The sequence below is a fragment of the Shewanella inventionis genome (assembly GCF_014641855.1).
GTDB classification, from domain to species: Bacteria; Pseudomonadota; Gammaproteobacteria; order Enterobacterales; family Shewanellaceae; genus Shewanella; species Shewanella inventionis.
Genome location: NZ_BMII01000001.1, coordinates 155,526 through 172,064, shown reverse-complemented (window position 1 = coordinate 172,064; position 16,539 = coordinate 155,526). Strand labels below are relative to the sequence as shown.

General features: G+C 44.3%; 16 protein-coding genes. 8 read left to right on the top strand and 8 right to left on the bottom strand.

Features of this window, described 5'->3' with window-relative positions:
• Window position 1: 1 nt before the first annotated feature.
• Window positions 2–610 (bottom strand): 16S rRNA (guanine(966)-N(2))-methyltransferase RsmD, encoded by a 609-nt coding sequence (gene rsmD / locus IEW93_RS00780; RefSeq protein ID WP_188735885.1) that lies wholly within the window; start codon window positions 608–610, stop codon window positions 2–4.
• 180 nt (window positions 611–790) lie between these two features.
• Between rsmD and ftsY the strand changes: the two genes are divergently transcribed.
• The 4 genes from ftsY to rpoH all read left to right on the top strand — a co-directional run bounded on the left by ftsY (window position 791) and on the right by rpoH (window position 4,976).
• Window positions 791–2,236: a signal recognition particle-docking protein FtsY gene (ftsY, locus tag IEW93_RS00775; protein WP_188735883.1), complete on the top strand. Its 1,446-nt coding sequence runs from the start codon at window positions 791–793 to the stop codon at window positions 2,234–2,236.
• A gap of 3 nt (window positions 2,237–2,239) precedes the next feature.
• The gene (ftsE, locus tag IEW93_RS00770) at window positions 2,240–2,923 is read left to right on the top strand and encodes a cell division ATP-binding protein FtsE (protein ID WP_188735881.1); all 684 of its coding nucleotides are present in this window, start codon (window positions 2,240–2,242) and stop codon (window positions 2,921–2,923) included.
• Entirely contained in the window at window positions 2,920–3,885 is a 966-nt protein-coding gene (gene ftsX / locus IEW93_RS00765; protein WP_188735878.1) for a permease-like cell division protein FtsX, read from the top strand. The genes ftsE and ftsX overlap by 4 nt, the downstream gene beginning before the upstream one ends.
• 233 nt (window positions 3,886–4,118) lie before the next feature.
• Entirely contained in the window at window positions 4,119–4,976 is an 858-nt protein-coding gene (rpoH, locus tag IEW93_RS00760; protein WP_188735876.1) for an RNA polymerase sigma factor RpoH, read from the top strand.
• Between the two features lie 69 nt (window positions 4,977–5,045).
• On the opposite strand, the gene menE is transcribed toward rpoH, so the two are convergent.
• The 4 genes from menE to menD are packed head-to-tail and all read right to left on the bottom strand — an operon-like array spanning window position 5,046 to window position 10,118.
• Window positions 5,046–6,476, bottom strand: coding sequence for an o-succinylbenzoate--CoA ligase (gene menE, locus IEW93_RS00755; RefSeq protein ID WP_188735874.1), 1,431 nt, complete (start codon window positions 6,474–6,476; stop codon window positions 5,046–5,048).
• A complete protein-coding gene (gene menC / locus IEW93_RS00750; RefSeq protein WP_188735872.1) occupies window positions 6,473–7,579 on the bottom strand; it encodes an o-succinylbenzoate synthase in 1,107 nt (368 codons plus the stop codon). The genes menE and menC overlap by 4 nt, the downstream gene beginning before the upstream one ends.
• The gene (gene menH, locus IEW93_RS00745) at window positions 7,579–8,397 is read right to left on the bottom strand and encodes a 2-succinyl-6-hydroxy-2,4-cyclohexadiene-1-carboxylate synthase (RefSeq protein ID WP_229706548.1); all 819 of its coding nucleotides are present in this window, start codon (window positions 8,395–8,397) and stop codon (window positions 7,579–7,581) included. The genes menC and menH overlap by 1 nt, the downstream gene beginning before the upstream one ends.
• A complete protein-coding gene (gene menD, locus IEW93_RS00740; protein ID WP_188735870.1) occupies window positions 8,379–10,118 on the bottom strand; it encodes a 2-succinyl-5-enolpyruvyl-6-hydroxy-3-cyclohexene-1-carboxylic-acid synthase in 1,740 nt (579 codons plus the stop codon). Before menD ends, menH begins: the two co-directional genes overlap by 19 nt.
• Window positions 10,119–10,329: 211 nt before the next feature.
• Here menD and IEW93_RS00735 point away from each other — a divergent pair, with 211 nt between their 5' ends.
• Window positions 10,330–11,163 (top strand): HDOD domain-containing protein, encoded by an 834-nt coding sequence (locus tag IEW93_RS00735; protein ID WP_188735867.1) that lies wholly within the window; start codon window positions 10,330–10,332, stop codon window positions 11,161–11,163.
• 44 nt (window positions 11,164–11,207) lie between these two features.
• Here the strand turns inward: IEW93_RS00735 and IEW93_RS00730 are convergent, their stop codons facing one another.
• Window positions 11,208–11,636 (bottom strand): Lrp/AsnC family transcriptional regulator, encoded by a 429-nt coding sequence (locus IEW93_RS00730; protein WP_188735865.1) that lies wholly within the window; start codon window positions 11,634–11,636, stop codon window positions 11,208–11,210.
• A gap of 170 nt (window positions 11,637–11,806) precedes the next feature.
• Here IEW93_RS00730 and yjeH point away from each other — a divergent pair, with 170 nt between their 5' ends.
• Entirely contained in the window at window positions 11,807–13,090 is a 1,284-nt protein-coding gene (yjeH, locus tag IEW93_RS00725) for an L-methionine/branched-chain amino acid transporter (protein ID WP_188735863.1), read from the top strand.
• Here yjeH and IEW93_RS00720 read toward each other — a convergent pair whose 3' ends face one another.
• Complete coding sequence (locus IEW93_RS00720) at window positions 13,091–13,546, bottom strand: tellurite resistance TerB family protein (protein ID WP_188735861.1); 456 nt, start codon at window positions 13,544–13,546, stop codon at window positions 13,091–13,093.
• An 87-nt stretch (window positions 13,547–13,633) separates the two neighbouring features.
• Entirely contained in the window at window positions 13,634–14,185 is a 552-nt protein-coding gene (locus IEW93_RS00715) for a DUF2780 domain-containing protein (RefSeq protein WP_188735859.1), read from the bottom strand.
• Window positions 14,186–14,356: 171 nt separating this feature from the next.
• Between IEW93_RS00715 and IEW93_RS00710 the strand changes: the two genes are divergently transcribed.
• The gene (locus IEW93_RS00710) at window positions 14,357–15,073 is read left to right on the top strand and encodes a hypothetical protein (RefSeq protein WP_188735857.1); all 717 of its coding nucleotides are present in this window, start codon (window positions 14,357–14,359) and stop codon (window positions 15,071–15,073) included.
• 22 nt (window positions 15,074–15,095) lie between these two features.
• Window positions 15,096–16,535, top strand: coding sequence for a DUF4145 domain-containing protein (locus tag IEW93_RS00705; protein WP_188735856.1), 1,440 nt, complete (start codon window positions 15,096–15,098; stop codon window positions 16,533–16,535).
• The last annotated feature ends 4 nt before the right edge of the window (window positions 16,536–16,539 follow it).

Below are 16,539 nucleotides of genomic sequence, written 5' to 3'. Positions count from 1 at the left end.
ATTATAGCACCGAGGGACCATCAACCGACGTATCAGTCAGTTGATATTGATAAAGTCGGTAAGCCACCTGGCCGGCTTTTTTCTCTTTGAGTGGTAGCCAAGAAGCAGGGACATGTAAGCTGGCTATTTCTGACTCGGTTTCAACGTAAATTAAGGCATTGTTGTTGAGCCATTGGTGAGCCATTAATAAATCTATTGCTTTAGTTGCAAGATCTTTGCGAAACGGTGGATCAATAAACACAATGTCAAAACCGTTTTTAGTGCCTTTGGCCAGTACTTGCAAACTGTCACCATTAATCACTTCAGCATTTTTGCATTGCAAGGTGGCTAGGTTTTGTTTTAATTGATTAGCAGCGTCTTTTTGCAGTTCAATCATGGTGGCAAAGTCAGCATAACGCGATAGGGTTTCAAGCGATAACGCCCCGCTACCCGCAAAGCAGTCGAGTACTCTTGCGCCCCGAATATCACTGGCTATCCAGTTAAATAGGGTTTCGCGAACCCGATCTGTGGTTGGGCGTAAACCTTCTAAATCATGGATAGGCAGCTTACGAGAGCGCCATTGACCAGAAATAATTCGCACCTGACCGCTGCTGGTGTTTTTTTTAGCCATCTCACCCTCGTGATTTGCCTGAACAAAGAAAAAAGAAAGTGGTAGACTATGCCACAATCTGAACCGTCGTTATTTTATATCAAACTCGTGATTAAATGTGAGTATTCATCATTTTACTGCACAGAGATGCAACAAACGGCTTCAACTGAATTTTTAAACATATAAATACTGGTAGCAAACATGGCAAAGAAAGGTTTTTTTTCCTGGTTTCGTAAAGATAAACCCGCCCCTGAAGTTGAAGAACAGCAGCAAACTGATGCAGACATATCGCATGATGTTGCCACAGGTACCGCAGAGCAAACACAGCAAGCAGAAGAAGCTGCTCGCCTTGAAACGCTAGAACGTGAAAAGCAGCTTGAACAGCAACGTATTGAAAATGAACGCGCCGAACAAGCTCGTCTTGAGGCTGAGCAAGTTGCCGCAAAAGCGCAAGCCGCCGAACAACAAGCCGCAGAGCAGTTAGCAGCACAGCAGGCAGCACAAGAAGCTGCTCGCGAAGAAGCTCTGCGCGCCGAACAAGCTCGTCTTGAGGCTGAGCAAGTTACCGCAAAAGCGCAAGCCTTAGCCGAACAACAAGCCGCCGCAGAGCGATTAGAAGCAGAAGCGTTGGCTGCTGAAAAACTTGCTGCCGAGCAGGTGCCAATTGAATCAATTGAGCTAGAAGTCCAGGACGAACCACAAGAGAAGCCTAAAAAAGAAGGCATGTTTGCCCGCTTAAAGCGTGGGTTAATGCGCACTAGCGAAAACATCGGTTCTGGTTTTATTGGCTTATTCAGCGGCAAAAAAATCGATGATGAGTTATTTGAAGAACTAGAAGAGCAATTGCTAATAGCCGACGTAGGCGTTGAAACAACCACTAAACTCATTAAAAGTCTTACTGAGCACGCGTCGCGTAAACAGCTTAAAAATGCAGAAGCGCTTTACGATTTAATGCGTGACGAAATGCAAAAAATGCTTGAACCAGTCGCGATTCCGCTGGTGCCAGACAACGCCAATGGCCCATTTGTTATCTTAATGGTTGGTGTTAACGGTGTGGGTAAAACCACCACAATTGGTAAGCTGGCAAAACAGTATCAAAATCAAGGTAAATCTGTCATGTTAGCAGCGGGTGATACTTTCCGTGCTGCCGCTGTTGAGCAGTTACAAGTGTGGGGCCAGCGTAATAATATTCCTGTTGTCGCTCAGCACACGGGGGCCGATAGCGCATCGGTATTATTTGACGCATTACAAGCGGCGAAAGCCCGTAAAGTGGATGTATTAATTGCCGACACAGCAGGGCGCTTACAAAATAAGAGCCACTTAATGGAAGAGCTTAAAAAAGTCGTGCGAGTAATGAAAAAACTCGACCCAGACACTCCCCATGAAGTCATGCTTACCCTAGATGCAAGCACAGGCCAAAATGCCATAAGCCAGGCGCAGTTATTCCAGGAAGCCGTTGGCGTTACTGGCTTAACCATCAGCAAACTTGATGGCACCGCTAAAGGTGGGGTCGTTTTTGCTATTGCAGATAAATTTAATATCCCGATCCGCCATATTGGCGTAGGCGAACAAATTGATGATTTACGCCCCTTTAACGCAAATGACTTTATTGAAGCGTTATTCAGTCAAGAAAAAACGGACCACTAATTTATGATCCAATTTGAGCAGGTGAGTAAAATTTATCCAGGTGGCCAGAAAGCCCTCATGGATGTCAATTTTCATCTTAGAAAAGGTGAAATGGCTTTTTTAACTGGCCATTCAGGTGCAGGTAAAAGTACCTTGCTTAAATTGATCACTGTCATTGAGCGGGCAACCGCAGGTAGAGTGTCTATCAATGGGCACAACATTGCTAATGTTGGCCCTAAGCATGTGCCGTATTTACGCCGTAACATTGGCATGATTTTCCAAAATCATCATTTGTTGATGGATAAAAGTGTGTTTGACAATATCGCTCTGCCATTGGTGATTGAAGGTTTCTCGCACGGCGAAATTCGTAAGCGGGTAGCCGGAGCCCTTGATATGGTGGGGTTATATGGCAAAGAGCGTCATCTGCCGATAATGTTATCTGGTGGTGAGCAGCAACGCGTCGGTATTGCACGCGCTATTGTCAACAAGCCTCCGCTACTGCTTGCCGATGAACCAACCGGTAACTTAGACCCTAAATTGTCGATGGATATTTTACGTTTGTTTGAAACGTTTAACGACTCTGGCACCAGCGTATTAATTGCAACCCATGACCTGGGATTAATTGCGCGAATGAAATACCGCACCTTTACTTTACGTCAGGGCCGTATGCTGGGTGGCGAAAGTAGTAGCCGGGAGACAATGCGATGAGTAAAAAGCCTAATATTACCCAAAGCAAGCTACCGTTAAGTGGCCGTATTGTGATGTTTTTTATTCGTCATGTGCAGCAAGGCATGTCAAGTATGGGCGAGCTGTGGCGTAGCCCGGTTTCATCCATTATGACCATGGCTGTACTTGGGGTTAGCTTAAGCTTGCCTGCGGCATTACAGGTGTTGGTTAAAAATGCCGAAAACGTTACCCAATCGTGGAACAGCGCTGCTGAGATCTCGTTGTTTATTAATAAAGGCCGCAGTGAGCAATCTATCCAAAGTTTATTATCGCGGATTAAAGCCTTTAGAGAAGTCGACACCGTTAGCTATATTAGCCGTGATCAGGCGCTTGAAGAATTTCAGCGTCTATCTGGGTTTGGCGAAGCTCTGTCTTACCTTGACGATAACCCTTTGCCAGCAGTAGTGACTGTCACGCCATCAATCAAATACTCAAGCCCTACAGGTGCTCGTGAATTATTAGCAAAATTAGAACGTGAGCCCGAGGTCAATTTTGGCCGTCTTGATATTGAGTGGCTTGAGCGTTTACAAGCATTGCTTAAATTGCTTGAAAAGACGGTATTGGCCATAGCGGTATTGCTGGTATTGGCTGTGGTACTGGTTATTGGTAACACAATTCGATTAGCCATCATGAATCGGCGCACCGAAATTGAAGTGATGAAGTTAGTTGGAGCCACCGAAGCCTTTATTCAACGACCTTTTTTGTATACCGGTATTTGGTACGGAGTCATTGGTGGTATTTTGGCCTGGCTTATTATTAATGCGTTAGTATGGTACCTCGACGGTGCATTAGCAGAGCTGATGGGCTTATATGGTAGCCAATTGACAATACAGTCGCTCACCCTTACGGAACTCGTTAAGTTGGTGTTGTTGGCTTCATTTTTAGGTTGGTTGGGCTCGTATTTATCGGTTAGACAACATTTACGTAATATTGAACCCTCATAATCACAGCTTAAGGCATAACATAGCGCGATAGGTGCTATTAATGAACGATTGTTCACTTGCTTTTTTAATGGCCAGCGGTGAAAATATTTAATGAACTGACGCTAAGTTGACATATGATGTCATTTAGTTGATAGTTCATCAGCTAAATCGGTCTTGAAGTAGATGAACCAATGGGTTTCATAAAACGTATTTAGCTAATAGAAGTTAATTTTTTGAATGTAGTAGGAGAGCGAATGACTTATCAAACGCAATCAATGGCACTGACTGTCCCTCAAGGCAGTAGTAGTTTAGAAGCGTATATCCAGTCTGTGACCAGCATTGACATGTTGGACGCAGAAACCGAGTACGACATTGCCAAGCGTTTACAAGAAACAGGCGATCTGCAAGCTGCAAAGCAATTAATTATGTCGCATCTACGTTTCGTTGTTCACGTGGCCAAAGGCTACTCTGGTTATGGTTTGCCACAAGCCGATCTTATTCAAGAAGGTAACATTGGCTTGATGAAAGCGGTAAAACGCTTCGATCCTGACGTGGGTGTTCGCTTGGTTTCTTTTGCAGTGCATTGGATTAAAGCCGAAATTCACGAGTACGTGCTTAAAAATTGGCGTATCGTAAAAGTGGCGACCACTAAAGCGCAGCGCAAGTTATTCTTTAACATTCGTAAATCGAAAAAACGCTTGGGTTGGTTTAGCGACGCTGAAGTGACCATGGTGGCAGAAAATCTGGGTGTGTCTAAAGCCGATGTGACTGAAATGGAGTCGCGTATGGCAGCACAAGATCCAGCATTTGACTTAGCCAGTGACAACGACGACGATCAACATGACTTTGCCCCTGCATTGTATTTAGAAGATCACTCTTCTGATTTGGCTGAGCAAGTTGAAAACGACAACTGGGAAGCAGATTCTCAAGCGCGTTTACTGTCGGCGATTAAAACCTTAGATGAGCGTAGCCAGCACATTCTTCGCGCTCGTTGGTTAGATGACGATAAAACCACACTGCAAGAATTAGCCTCTACCTATCAGGTGTCAGCTGAGCGGATCAGGCAGCTAGAAAAAAATGCCATGAACAAGCTTAAAGCCTGTATGGAATAATTTTCTCTTACGCTTTTTAAACTAAAAAACCTGCTGCGGCAGGTTTTTTGTATTTTGGCGTTAACGTTATTATGCTCGCGGCTGTTGCACAGCATCAATGATCAATTTTCTCGATGCTTTAATGCCGCTGGATACGACTTGTTTGGGCCAACTAAAATATTGTCTTGGACGCATAAAGCGGGCTAACTTTAGTTCAATTAACTCACTCAGTTGAGTGTTAACTTGATTAATGGCTTCCGTATTGAGCTGCTCGGCGCCATTGTCATCAATATAGTCGATAATCGCTGCTGGTAAGTTACCAAAAACGTGATCGGGCATGGCAAACACAATGGCTTGCGCCACATTAGGGTGCGTTATTAGCGCAGCTTCTATTTGCTCTGGATGGAGGTTTTCACCCCCACAAATAAACATATTATCTGCACGGCCTAAAATCATTAACTGACCTTTTTCATTGAGCAGACCTTTGTCTTGGGTGCAAAACCAACCTTGCTCATCTACCGGTAGTAACACACCTTGAGGGGTTAAATAACCCATAAACAAACACTCACCTTTAACCCAGATTACCCCGTCGACTAGTTTGAGTTGTCGGGCAGGCAAAGGGCGGCCATGGTGGCCACTCAGATTGGCTTTAGCGGTAGTAATCTGCGAGCTCATTTCGGTCATACCATAGCTTGTATATGTCTTCACATGGTGCGCGTTAAGGGTATTTATCAGTTGTGGTTCTATCATGCCGCCGCCGAGTAATAGCGCCTTAACATGAGTTAATGCCTGAGGTTGCAAAGTTAACAGTTGTAAGGCTTGAGTGGGGACTAATGACACATGGCTAATGGTGCTTTGTTGTAATTGTTCGGCTAAAGATTTAGCCATATCACGCAATACAATGCGGGCTGCAGCTAACGTGCAGCGATGTAATATGGCTAAGCCGCCGATATGAAATAACGGCAAAGACAAAAGCCACGCGTTGTTGCTTCTTAGCGGGATATAACTCGCTGCGCCTTGGGCGCTGGCAATATGGTTGAGCAAGCAGTGGACAGCTGCTTTGGGTGTGCCGCTAGAGCCAGAGGTTAGAATGATATTTGAAGCAACATGCGGGGAAATTTTAGCAGCAGATAAGTCTGCAATGCCTTGTGTGTATAGAGACAAGGTTAAATAATGTGAAACAGCAATGTCAGCTTGCCGACTTGGATTATCTGTCCATAACCAGTTGACCTGGTATGTGTCTATGAGCTGATTAATCTGCTGGTTAGACAAGCGTGGCGATAATGGCAAAAACACCCAACCGGCATCGATACAAGCCCAATACAAACAAATCATCTGCAGATTATTGTGTGACAAACACGCCACAATATCGCCAGCGTGAATACCCTGCTTTTGCAGAGATTGAGTTAATTGAATCACCATTACGCTTAATTGGGCATAGGTGTATTTGTTGCTTACATCTTCAATGGCAACGGCGTCGGGCGCAGTTAGTGCTGTTTGATGCAGTGGCGAAATCATCATAATGCTGTGGTGGTCTTATCTATATTTCCAGCATGATAAACTAACTGGAGAGCGTTCACATTAAGCTTGCTAGAGGGTGTCGAGTCAATCAATAGCAACTGACTAAATGCGCCTAGAGTATCTAAACCCGGCGTTTCGTTTGGGGTTAAGGCCTGGCTGAGAAGCCGTAAATCAGTAATGCCAATATCAGACTCTAAGCTTGAGCTTAATATGCAGCGCACCCCCTCAATATGGGCGGCATCAATCAAGTGTTGTAAATCAGTCAGAGAGCCAAGCAACATAGGTTTAATGACTAGCGCAGCTATTCCTGCTTGCTGTTTGATGGCATTGATCACATCAAATGTTGCTGAGTTAAGTGACTCATCTAATGCATAACGCACCCCTAATTGCTGGTAAATCAGAGGATTGTCTGCTGGATTAATACAAGGTTCTTCAATAAATTCTATTTTGTCTTTGGGTAAACAGGCTAAAAAATCGATGGCCTGTTCTGGGGTAAAGCCCCGATTGGCATCGAGTCGTAAGCTTACCTGCGGGGCAAGCGTTAGCACCCGATAAACAAAGGCAATTTCATCTTCCATTGAGGTTTGTGCCACTTTGACTTTAACGCTATTGATGCTGCCATTTTGGTGCAGTTTAGTCTGCAGTTGTTGTTCACTCATACCAGAATAAACCAAAGGAACCGTGACCGATTGAGTATTTGGTATCTCTATTCTGCAAGGTAACTGATGGCACAATTTGGCGTGTAATAAGCTCAGTCCAAACGCTACAGATGCAAAAGTTGAGGTTGCGGCTAAAGCCATTAACGCATTAGGCGATTTGCCAATAAGTTGCTGGGCAATCTGTGGTAAGGCTGTAATCACCTCATCAAGTGACTCTTGGCTAAATCCTTCAATAGCCAGCCCTTCGGTATCAATACCTGATAGCGGCGCTATTTCAACCCAAACCTGTTGATCTTGCTGATTGCTGTTGATAACGCTGGTTAGCAGCACCAAGCCCTGGCGGTGATCTATGCGTTGTTTGGCCACCGGCAATGTTGGGGTTAGCGCGATATGATATCGATACAAAGACACTGCGCTAATGGTTAACTCGTCGACAAATTGCATTACGCCTCCTTAGCTGGATTTTTGGGGGTAAGTAAGGCTAATAAGGTGTCGCAAAATAATGCCGGGTGCAGACTATGAATATTGTGCCCAGCGGCGTTAAGTGGTTGCAGTTGCAATGCCGATTGACCGGACTGTGCCTGCCAATCTATCGCCACCTGAGCAAATTTAGTGTCATCCTCGCCGTAAAGGTAATAACACGGGCACGAGAGCTGGCTCAATACGTTTCTGCAGTCTTGCTGCAAACTAAGTGAGGTGGCCAGATAGCAGTTGCTCAGGCGCAGTGGGTCGTTTTGACTGCGTAAGGTGATTAACTGTTGCTTTTGCTGTTTGCTAAGGTCGTTAAATACCGCTTGTTGATACCACAGCGACAAAAAAGCCGTTATGGGTAACTGTTGTAGCTTTTTAGCCCATAAGCCGTCGCTGTTGGCGCGGGCATCACGTTGATCGTCATCGATTAATCCAGGATGGGCCGACTCCAGAGTTAAACTCAGTAAAGCCTCAGGAAAATCTTTAGCAATATGCAGTGCAATGCGGCCGCCTAATGAATACCCCAGCAAATGAAATTGCTTAACGCCAAGCTCGTTTACTTTAGCCAGAATATGCGCTGAAACCTGGCTAAATCCGGGTGATGTTAATGCTAAGTGGTTAGCACCATGGCCGGGCAAGTCGATGCAAATACAATGAAAATGCTGGCTTAAGCTTGGCATCAAAATAGACCAGTCGTCTTTGCTGCCCAAAAAACCATGTAACATCACTAATGCTGGTAAATTGGGGTGGCCAAAACGACGGATGCTGACCATTAGTGTTGTTTTACCCATTGGTTAATTTGCGCAATTTGATCGCTAGCTTGATTTGGCGCAACATTGACTTCAATCACTGAGGCACAGTTATACTCAAATGCCTCTTGATAAGCTTGTTGGAACGACTCTATGTCGTCTACCTGACGATAGGCCAAACCAAACATGGCAGCGCCATAACCAAATTCCAGCCCGTGGCTTAAACGGTAAAAATCATTACGCAAGTTTTCATTGGGTACGGGCAATAAATTGAAAATATTACCGCCATCATTATTAATAATGACCAGCACAAAAGGGCGTGACATCTGTTTTAGCAGCGCCATTGAGTTGAAGTCATGTAAACAGGATAAATCGCCAATCAGTAAAGTGGTAGGCGCTTTTTTGTCTGCCGCCACGCCACAGGCCGTCGCAATAAGACCATCGATACCCGAGGCGCCGCGGTTGGTATAAATTAAAGGCGTATTGGTAGCAATTGGGGCATACATATCGTAAAGACGTATGGGTAAACTATTACCAATAAATAAAATGTGTTCATTGGTTTGATTCGCCGCAACGGTTCGCACAACTTGTGCTTCGCCAAAACTGGTGTTGTCTATTTGCTGTTTTAGTACCGACTCTAACGACTCGTTGTAAGGTAACAATTGCAGCGCCCAATTGGCCTCAGATGATCTTGGCCAAGGCAATTGGCACATGGCCTGTACACTGGTTTGCCATATTTGTTTATGTTGATGGGTTGGGTCTAACCGGTCACTGTGAGCTAATATCTGCCAATGGCTATGCCACTGTTGTTGGGCGAGGTATTGGATCAAACGTTTTGACACAAAGCGACCACCAAATACTAATACTCGCTCAGCCTGTTCTAGTAATTTACTGGCTTTGGGGTTAAGTAATAACTGATCGATATGACCGACGACGCCTGGGTGCTGGCGTAATTGCGATTGCGCATCAACAACGACTGGCCAACCAAGTTTTTGAGCCAATGCCACAATAAGTTGAGGATTATTTGCCGGCGAAAGCGTACCCACAACAATGATCCCTTTACCATGCACAAAGCGCATTAAGGTGTCAGTGGTGGGCAATTCGGACCCATTAAGCGCAGCATAGCGCGTTAACGGCTTATTACTGTCAAACCATGAATTAAGCGGTGCAAGGTAAGTTGCAGTCGTAACACTCGCGGTTTTTTTTACATGGTTTAATGTCACTAATTCAGCTGGGTACAGCGGCTCACGGTACATACAATTGATGTGTACAGGTTGATGCTGATTGGCTATAGCATGGTCAATGGCGGTTAATAATGCATTGGCAGGATAAGCGTTATCGGGTGTCGGTAAATTTACTTGTTTGGCATAGCCTGCAAAAATAGCGGGTTGTACAATTGCTTGATTGGCTCCGCAATCTATTAACTCACCAGGTCGATCTCCTGTTAAAACAATTAACGGCACATGGGTTAACCAGGCTTCAACTATTGCTGGGTACAAATTAGCTACCGCAGTACCAGAGGTGGTGATAATGGCAACTGGGGCGTCACTGGCTTTAGCAAGCCCGAGTGCCATAAAGCCTAAACCTCGTTCATCAAAATGAATATGTCGTGTAATTTGGGTTTGGCTAGCAGCAGCTAATGTTAATGGCGTTGAGCGAGAACCCGGTGCCATGCACACATGTTTAACGCCCAATCGCGCGAGTTCTTCGAGGATCAATTGTCCCCATAATAAATTCATATCAGCACTAGTCTGTTGTTGCATATTGGCTCATGTAGAAGATAAACACGCTTTAGTGTAACGCCAAGTGTGCATGATATCTAAGGTTTAACGCAGACTTTTTTAAACCAAGTTATAAATATTCACGAGTCACTAATATTAATCATTTTCTGCAATACTAATTGTATAAATTATGTTGTGCTAAAGTGATAAAAGTGATTTATTTATATACTAGTTAATTTAAGGACCTAAACATATGCCGTCTGCAGCACTATTAAAAAGAGTCGATGAATTACCGCGTTTACCTAAAGCTGTCAGTGAGTTACTTGATGCAGTTAATAATGAAAACACCTCGATAAAAAGCATTTCTGCCAAGGTCGCCCAGGACCCAATTATCAGTGCGAGGGTACTTCGCCTTGCAAACTCAGCTCATTTTGGCCGCAGCCGTGAAGTGGGCTCCATTGAAGATGCTGTTGTGCGTTTAGGAATGCAAACACTACGTACTTTAGTGATCGCTTCTGCTGTTGTAGGCGCTATGCCTAATGCAGAAGGTATCGATTTAGCTCACTTTTGGGGTGAAACCTTTGAAGTCGCGTTATATTCACAAGAAATGGCGAAAGTATGTGGCGTGGCAGCAGATGAGGCATTTACCTGTGCCATTTTACATAACATTGGTGATTTATTAATTGCAGTTGTTGAGCCTGCTATTGCGGCACAAATTAGAGCTGCAGTTGCAGAAGGTGCGGATAAGCAGCAACTCGAAACCAGTTTATTAGGGTTTGATTCTCCATCTGTTGGTGCTTTATTAGCAAAAAATTGGAAGTTTGCTCCGTCGTTAGTGCAGGGCATTGAGTTTCAACGTGCGCCGCTTCAAGCTAAACCGGCTTCAAAACTGGCATCGGTAATTTATTTATCACATGCGGTATTTTCTCATTGGGACGATGAGCGCGACGATGAATCATTTACTGCATGGTTAGCGGGTAAAGCAAATAAAGAAGCGGGTATCATTAAAATGGATATGTCTGGCTTGGCTGAAAAGTTTGTTGCACTAAGAGGCAAAGGATTAGAAATCGGTAAACAACTGGCATAATGTAGTTATTTTAAAATTTAAAGCTCTGTTTATAAAGAGCTTTTTTATGCTTTATTGTTAATCCACTCACTCATGACAACATGGGTTTTTATTTTAACAATATCGGCCTGAGCATCAATAAACTCACGAATTTCATGTAAACGTTGCATTGAGTTGGCATGGACATACACCAGCAAATCCATATCGCCTGTAATCCCCTGGCAGGTTATGACCTCAGGAATCGTGGTAAAAATATGGATCACCTCTGCGCAGCGCGCGCAGCGATGTTGGATTTCAAAGTAGGCTGATACGCCTTGTTTTTGCGATTCACTGAGTAAAACCTGATAACCACGAATAACGCCGCTTTGCTCAAGTTTCTTAATTCGCTCTGTCACTGCACTGCGTGACAAATTCACTTGTTCGGAAATGAACGAAATACTCTGTCGAGCATTAAGGCGTAATTCGTTTATAATCGCTTTATCAAACTTATCCAATAGCGTATTCCTGAGTTGTCATTCATGCCCGCGCTACAACATTTTGACGGCAAAGTATAATAATTCCGTCATTTTGTCGGTTTTAAGCTACAACTTGCGTTGATTAACCCGCAGAATGTTAAGCCAATGCCACTTATAATATCGCAATATATCACAGCAAGATTACTATTATGAATCAAATATCAGGAACGATTGGACGCTGGCAAGGTGCAGGGTTAATGGCCACCACATTGCTGGGCACCGGTGTGTTTATTTTACCGCAAATGACCATAGCCGTAGCTGATTCTGGGGCATTATTGGCCTGGTTAATATTAACTTTAGCCATTATTCCTGTGGCGTTAGTGTTTGGTTTGCTGGCGAGTCGCTTTCCACATGCCGCCGGGCCTGCGTATTTTGTTGAAAAAGCCTTTGGCCGAATTGCCGGAAGAACCATAGGGTTAATTTTTCTATTGGTGATCCCCATAGGTGCCCCCGCCGCCATTTTAATGACCTTTCAATTTATGAACGCCTTAATCCCACTGCATGGTGGTTGGCAATTAGTGGCAGAGCTTGTTGTGGTGCTGATGTTACTTGGTTTGAATATTCGGGGCATTCAAGTGTCTGCCAAGCTTCAGTTTGCGCTCACTCTTGCCATAGTCACTGTGGTGGCGTTGTTATTTGGTGCTAGCGGGCTTAACTCTGAACAGCTCGAATCATTTAATCAAACCAGTCACCCACAATTAAATACCGTTATGGTTGCTATGGGGATTGGTTTTTGGAGCTTTTTGGGCATAGAGGCCATGACACATTTAGCCAGTGATTTTCGACGTCCAGACAAAGACATGTTGCCGGCTATTTTGATGGGCACATTGTTGGTTGGGGTTATTTATTTAGCCTGTACTTTTTTGTTGTTAATGGTGCCGACAGATAAAACCGGTGTGGCAATGATAAGCGCGTTTGATTATTTGTTATCAGACAGCTTTTTACAGGGATATGGCGCGCAGGCGATAGGTATTTTAGGTATTGCCAGTGGCCTGGCGACAGTTAACGTTTATTCTGCCAGTGCTGCGCGGTTATTGTGGAGTTTTAGCAATGAAGGCATTTTGCCTAGATACTTTGTTAAATTGAATCGCCATGGTGTGCCATTTAGAGCGCTTTTTTGCATACTCGGCAGTATGGCAGTGGTGATAGTGTTGACCTTTTATTCGGGGCAAGATTTAGAGAAGTTGATTGCCTGGAGTAACGGGGTGTTTGTGATTATTTACTTGCTCGCCATGTTATCGGCAGCTAAGTTACTCAGCAAACGTTACCTACCTTTGGTTGCCGCTGGGTGTGTGTTTTGTATTGGGCTTGGCATCGCCCTGGCAGATAATATGATCTATGTACTGGTATTAATTATGGTGATTGCCCCTTTTATGTGGTGGCAAAAAAATCACTTATATCGCAAAACAATTAAGCCCCAAGTTAACTCGTGATCATTGGCTGGAGTGTTGAATAGCAATATTACGCATTTGAATTAATTCGCTGTGCTTGAGGTATAACAAATCGGCAGTGCGGCGAATGATTTGATCTTCAAAGCGGGATAACTCCCCATCGGCATAAGCTAAACGCCACATCGACAGTAACAATTGCTGTTTATCCTCAAGGCTAAATTGGGCATTAACTTCTGCAGTAAACTCAAACAGCGACGTTGCATCATGGCGCGCTTGTTTGGCCTCAGCGATTAAGCTTTTTGCTTGCTCGGGGGTTATACCTAAGGTGTTAATGAGCATTTCTGGCAGTAAAGCGGCTTCGGCTTCTGCTAGCTTTTCGTCAGCATAAACCACTTCTAGCAATAAGGTTGCAGCAGCTAAATTAAGGTTTTGAGCTTTTTCTTCAGGGCTACTTGCCTGAGTATGTGATTGGATAAACTGTTTTAGTTTGGCGATCATATTGACTCCACGGCTGAGGTTAAAGCAATTTGATGCTAGCAAAAATGATAATCCCAAGCGAATGGCTTGGGATTAATTAATGTTAACTTATAGCAACGAACCTAAACCCTTGGTTAATAGATCAACAGTGCCTTCGCTGCCACTTTGCTCTAAATAGTTTTTAGCAATATCGACCATAGGCACAATGTATTCTTTTGAAATACCGAGTTTTTCAAACGCATCATAGACCATCGCAGTGCCTTGTAGCGAGGAGCCTAAATCGCCAGCTTTAGACAATAAACCTGACATACCACTGTCTGATGACATTGATGGAACTGCAGCCAGTAAACTGTCGGCATTAGGGATGCTGCTTGTTAGCTGACTAAAATCATTGCCACCTAAGTTTGACTGCGCCAAGCTCAGTAATGAACCTAACCCACCTTCTGCTTGAGATTGGCTTAAACCAAGCTGTGACATTACGCTGCCTACGAGCTCAGTTGATTGTGCCGCAGTGCTAGTGTCTGCTGCTGTTGCCGTCGTGGCTGGTGTTTCAACGACTTTTTTGGCTGCTTCAGAAGCTTTGTCTAACCAACCTGCTGATGCCGGTGTTGAGATAGCGAAGACGGTAAAAAGTACCGATAAAGCGGATGCTAATTTCATAATGCGTGTCCTGTTGATGGGAAATAAATGGTTAAACGTAGTCGCTATTTTACCCTGATTTATCTAATTGCGACAGGTAATCGGTTTTTTAGCGATTTGACTTGTGCAAATTAGCGTTTTTTTGGGTATCCTAAGCGCCATATTTATTGTTAATCGATTATTGGAATTTACATGTCATTGTTTGCTATTTTGACTGAAGCATTAAACTTTTTTCGAAACCATATTCGTCAGCTGGCAGCACTGACTTTGCCACTGCTGTTAATCCAAGTCGCGATACAATTGTGGCTTGGTAATGAAATGTTAACCGCCGATCCAGAAAACCCACAATTTGGTGTATCTCATGCTGCTGTGATGATGTTGCTATTGTTAGTGTTTTCGGTGCTTATTGCTGCGTTAACCCTATTTTTGGAGTTACGCTCACAAGGCCATGAGTTATCTCCTGGGCAAATTTTAAAAGCCAGTTTACAGTTTGTGCCACCTTTATTGCTTGCGGGCGTGTTTTCGGGGCTGGCGATTTTAGCGCCGGTAATGATTTTTGCCGCGTTTGGTCCTTTATGGTTAATTGGTCTGGTAGTGAGCTTGTATTTGTTTGCTCGCTTGGCCTATGTGAACTTTATGGTGGTGGTTGAACGCTTAACGCCGTTAGAAGCCATTAAAAAAAGCTTTTCTTTTAGTGCAGGTTCAATTGCATTTAATACCATTGCGGTATTAATGCTATATGTTCCGCTGTCTTTATTTGCTGGTGTGTTTACTCAGTTTGCTAGCCAGGTTGGTTTCCCGTTACAGTTAGTGGTTGAAGCCGCTTTTGCATTTTTAGGCTTGTTTGTGAACATAGCATTATTTAGATTGTATATGGTTAACCGCCAAACAGAAGACTTGCAACAATAGACCGCAATAAAAGGAGAGGCCATTGTTAAATGATAGTGCGTTTATTGATGGTTTCTCCGAGCTCTTAACCGAAGATTATCGCTTAGCGAAAAGTTATGCACGCGATATTCCAACCCAGTCATTGGTGTATGTCCGTAGCTTTACTCACAAGCTGACAAGCCAACTAGGCGAATCTTATGGTTTTGCATTCACCAGCCCTAATTTATACGACCGTATTGAACAATTACACCAAGCAAAGCTTATAGAGCCTGCTGCTGTGCGCGCATTACACCGCTTGCGCAGTGACGGCAACCGTGGTGCACACCCTGAAAAATATCACTTAACCCAGGCGCAACTTGTCACTGTGGCAGAAAAGTCGATTGAACACATTTTGCGTTTGGTAACTAAACTTTATCCTGTAGTACATCAACACGCCGCGCCAGCTTATACATTTGAACCTTTTGACTCATTTGCTGGGCGAGATTTGTGCTATCGCGCTGTTATGAATAATGATGCTCAGGCGCAGTATCTAGTGGGAATGTCGTTAAAGGCTAAAGGCCTTATGCTGCAAGAACAAGAGCAGGCATTAGCACAAACATCAACAGACATATGCGCGCCTGACAAAGCTGATAAGGCTAGCACACACACCACAGCAGCAGAGGCTTTTGCTCAAGCGGGTTATTGGTTTTCACTTGCGTCGAACCATTATCAAGACGCGGTTTTTGAGCATGGCGTAAGTTTACTGCATGGCTATTGCGGCGAGGTCAATCTCAGTGAGGGTGAGCGATTTATTGCACAGGCAGCTGATAGTGGCATTGTTGACGCTCAGGCATTGTTGGGCTTTTTTTATCTGGTGGGCAGTAATCAGTTTGAGGTTGATTTGGTACAAGCCGAACGTTTACTCACTCTGGCTGCCAACGCCGAAAACGCTGAGGCAATGTCAAACCTTGGGGTGCTGTACTACCAGGCCCAACAGTTTGAAAATGCGTTTTTGTGGGTGAATAAGGCGGCTCAAGCGGGTTACCCTAATGCGCAATATCATTTGGCGTTGATGTTGGCTGACGGCTTGGGTTGCTCATCAGACTTAGCGGCCAGCGGGCAATGGATGCTTGAGGCAGCAGAGCAAGGGCAGGTTGATGCCATGTTGCATTGTGGCAGTCACATTTTGCATGACGATAATGCTAGTCAACAACAACGTGTTAAGGCTGAAGGCTATTTACACCAAGCGATTAAATATGGTCATAATGTGGCAGCCATGATTGAGCTTAGTGTGGCGTTGGCTGATGGTATTTTAGGTCGTATTGATGTGGTGCAAGCGGCGTATTTACTGACATTAGCGAAAGCCCATGCCAATGATAAACAGTTGGCGGTTATTGAGCCGTTATGGCAATCGCTGGCAATGCAAATCGACAGTGTTATTGAGCTTAATCCCAGTGATGATGAAATGATTGCGTTGCAACAGGCTAAGTTGCTTTTGGGGTAACATT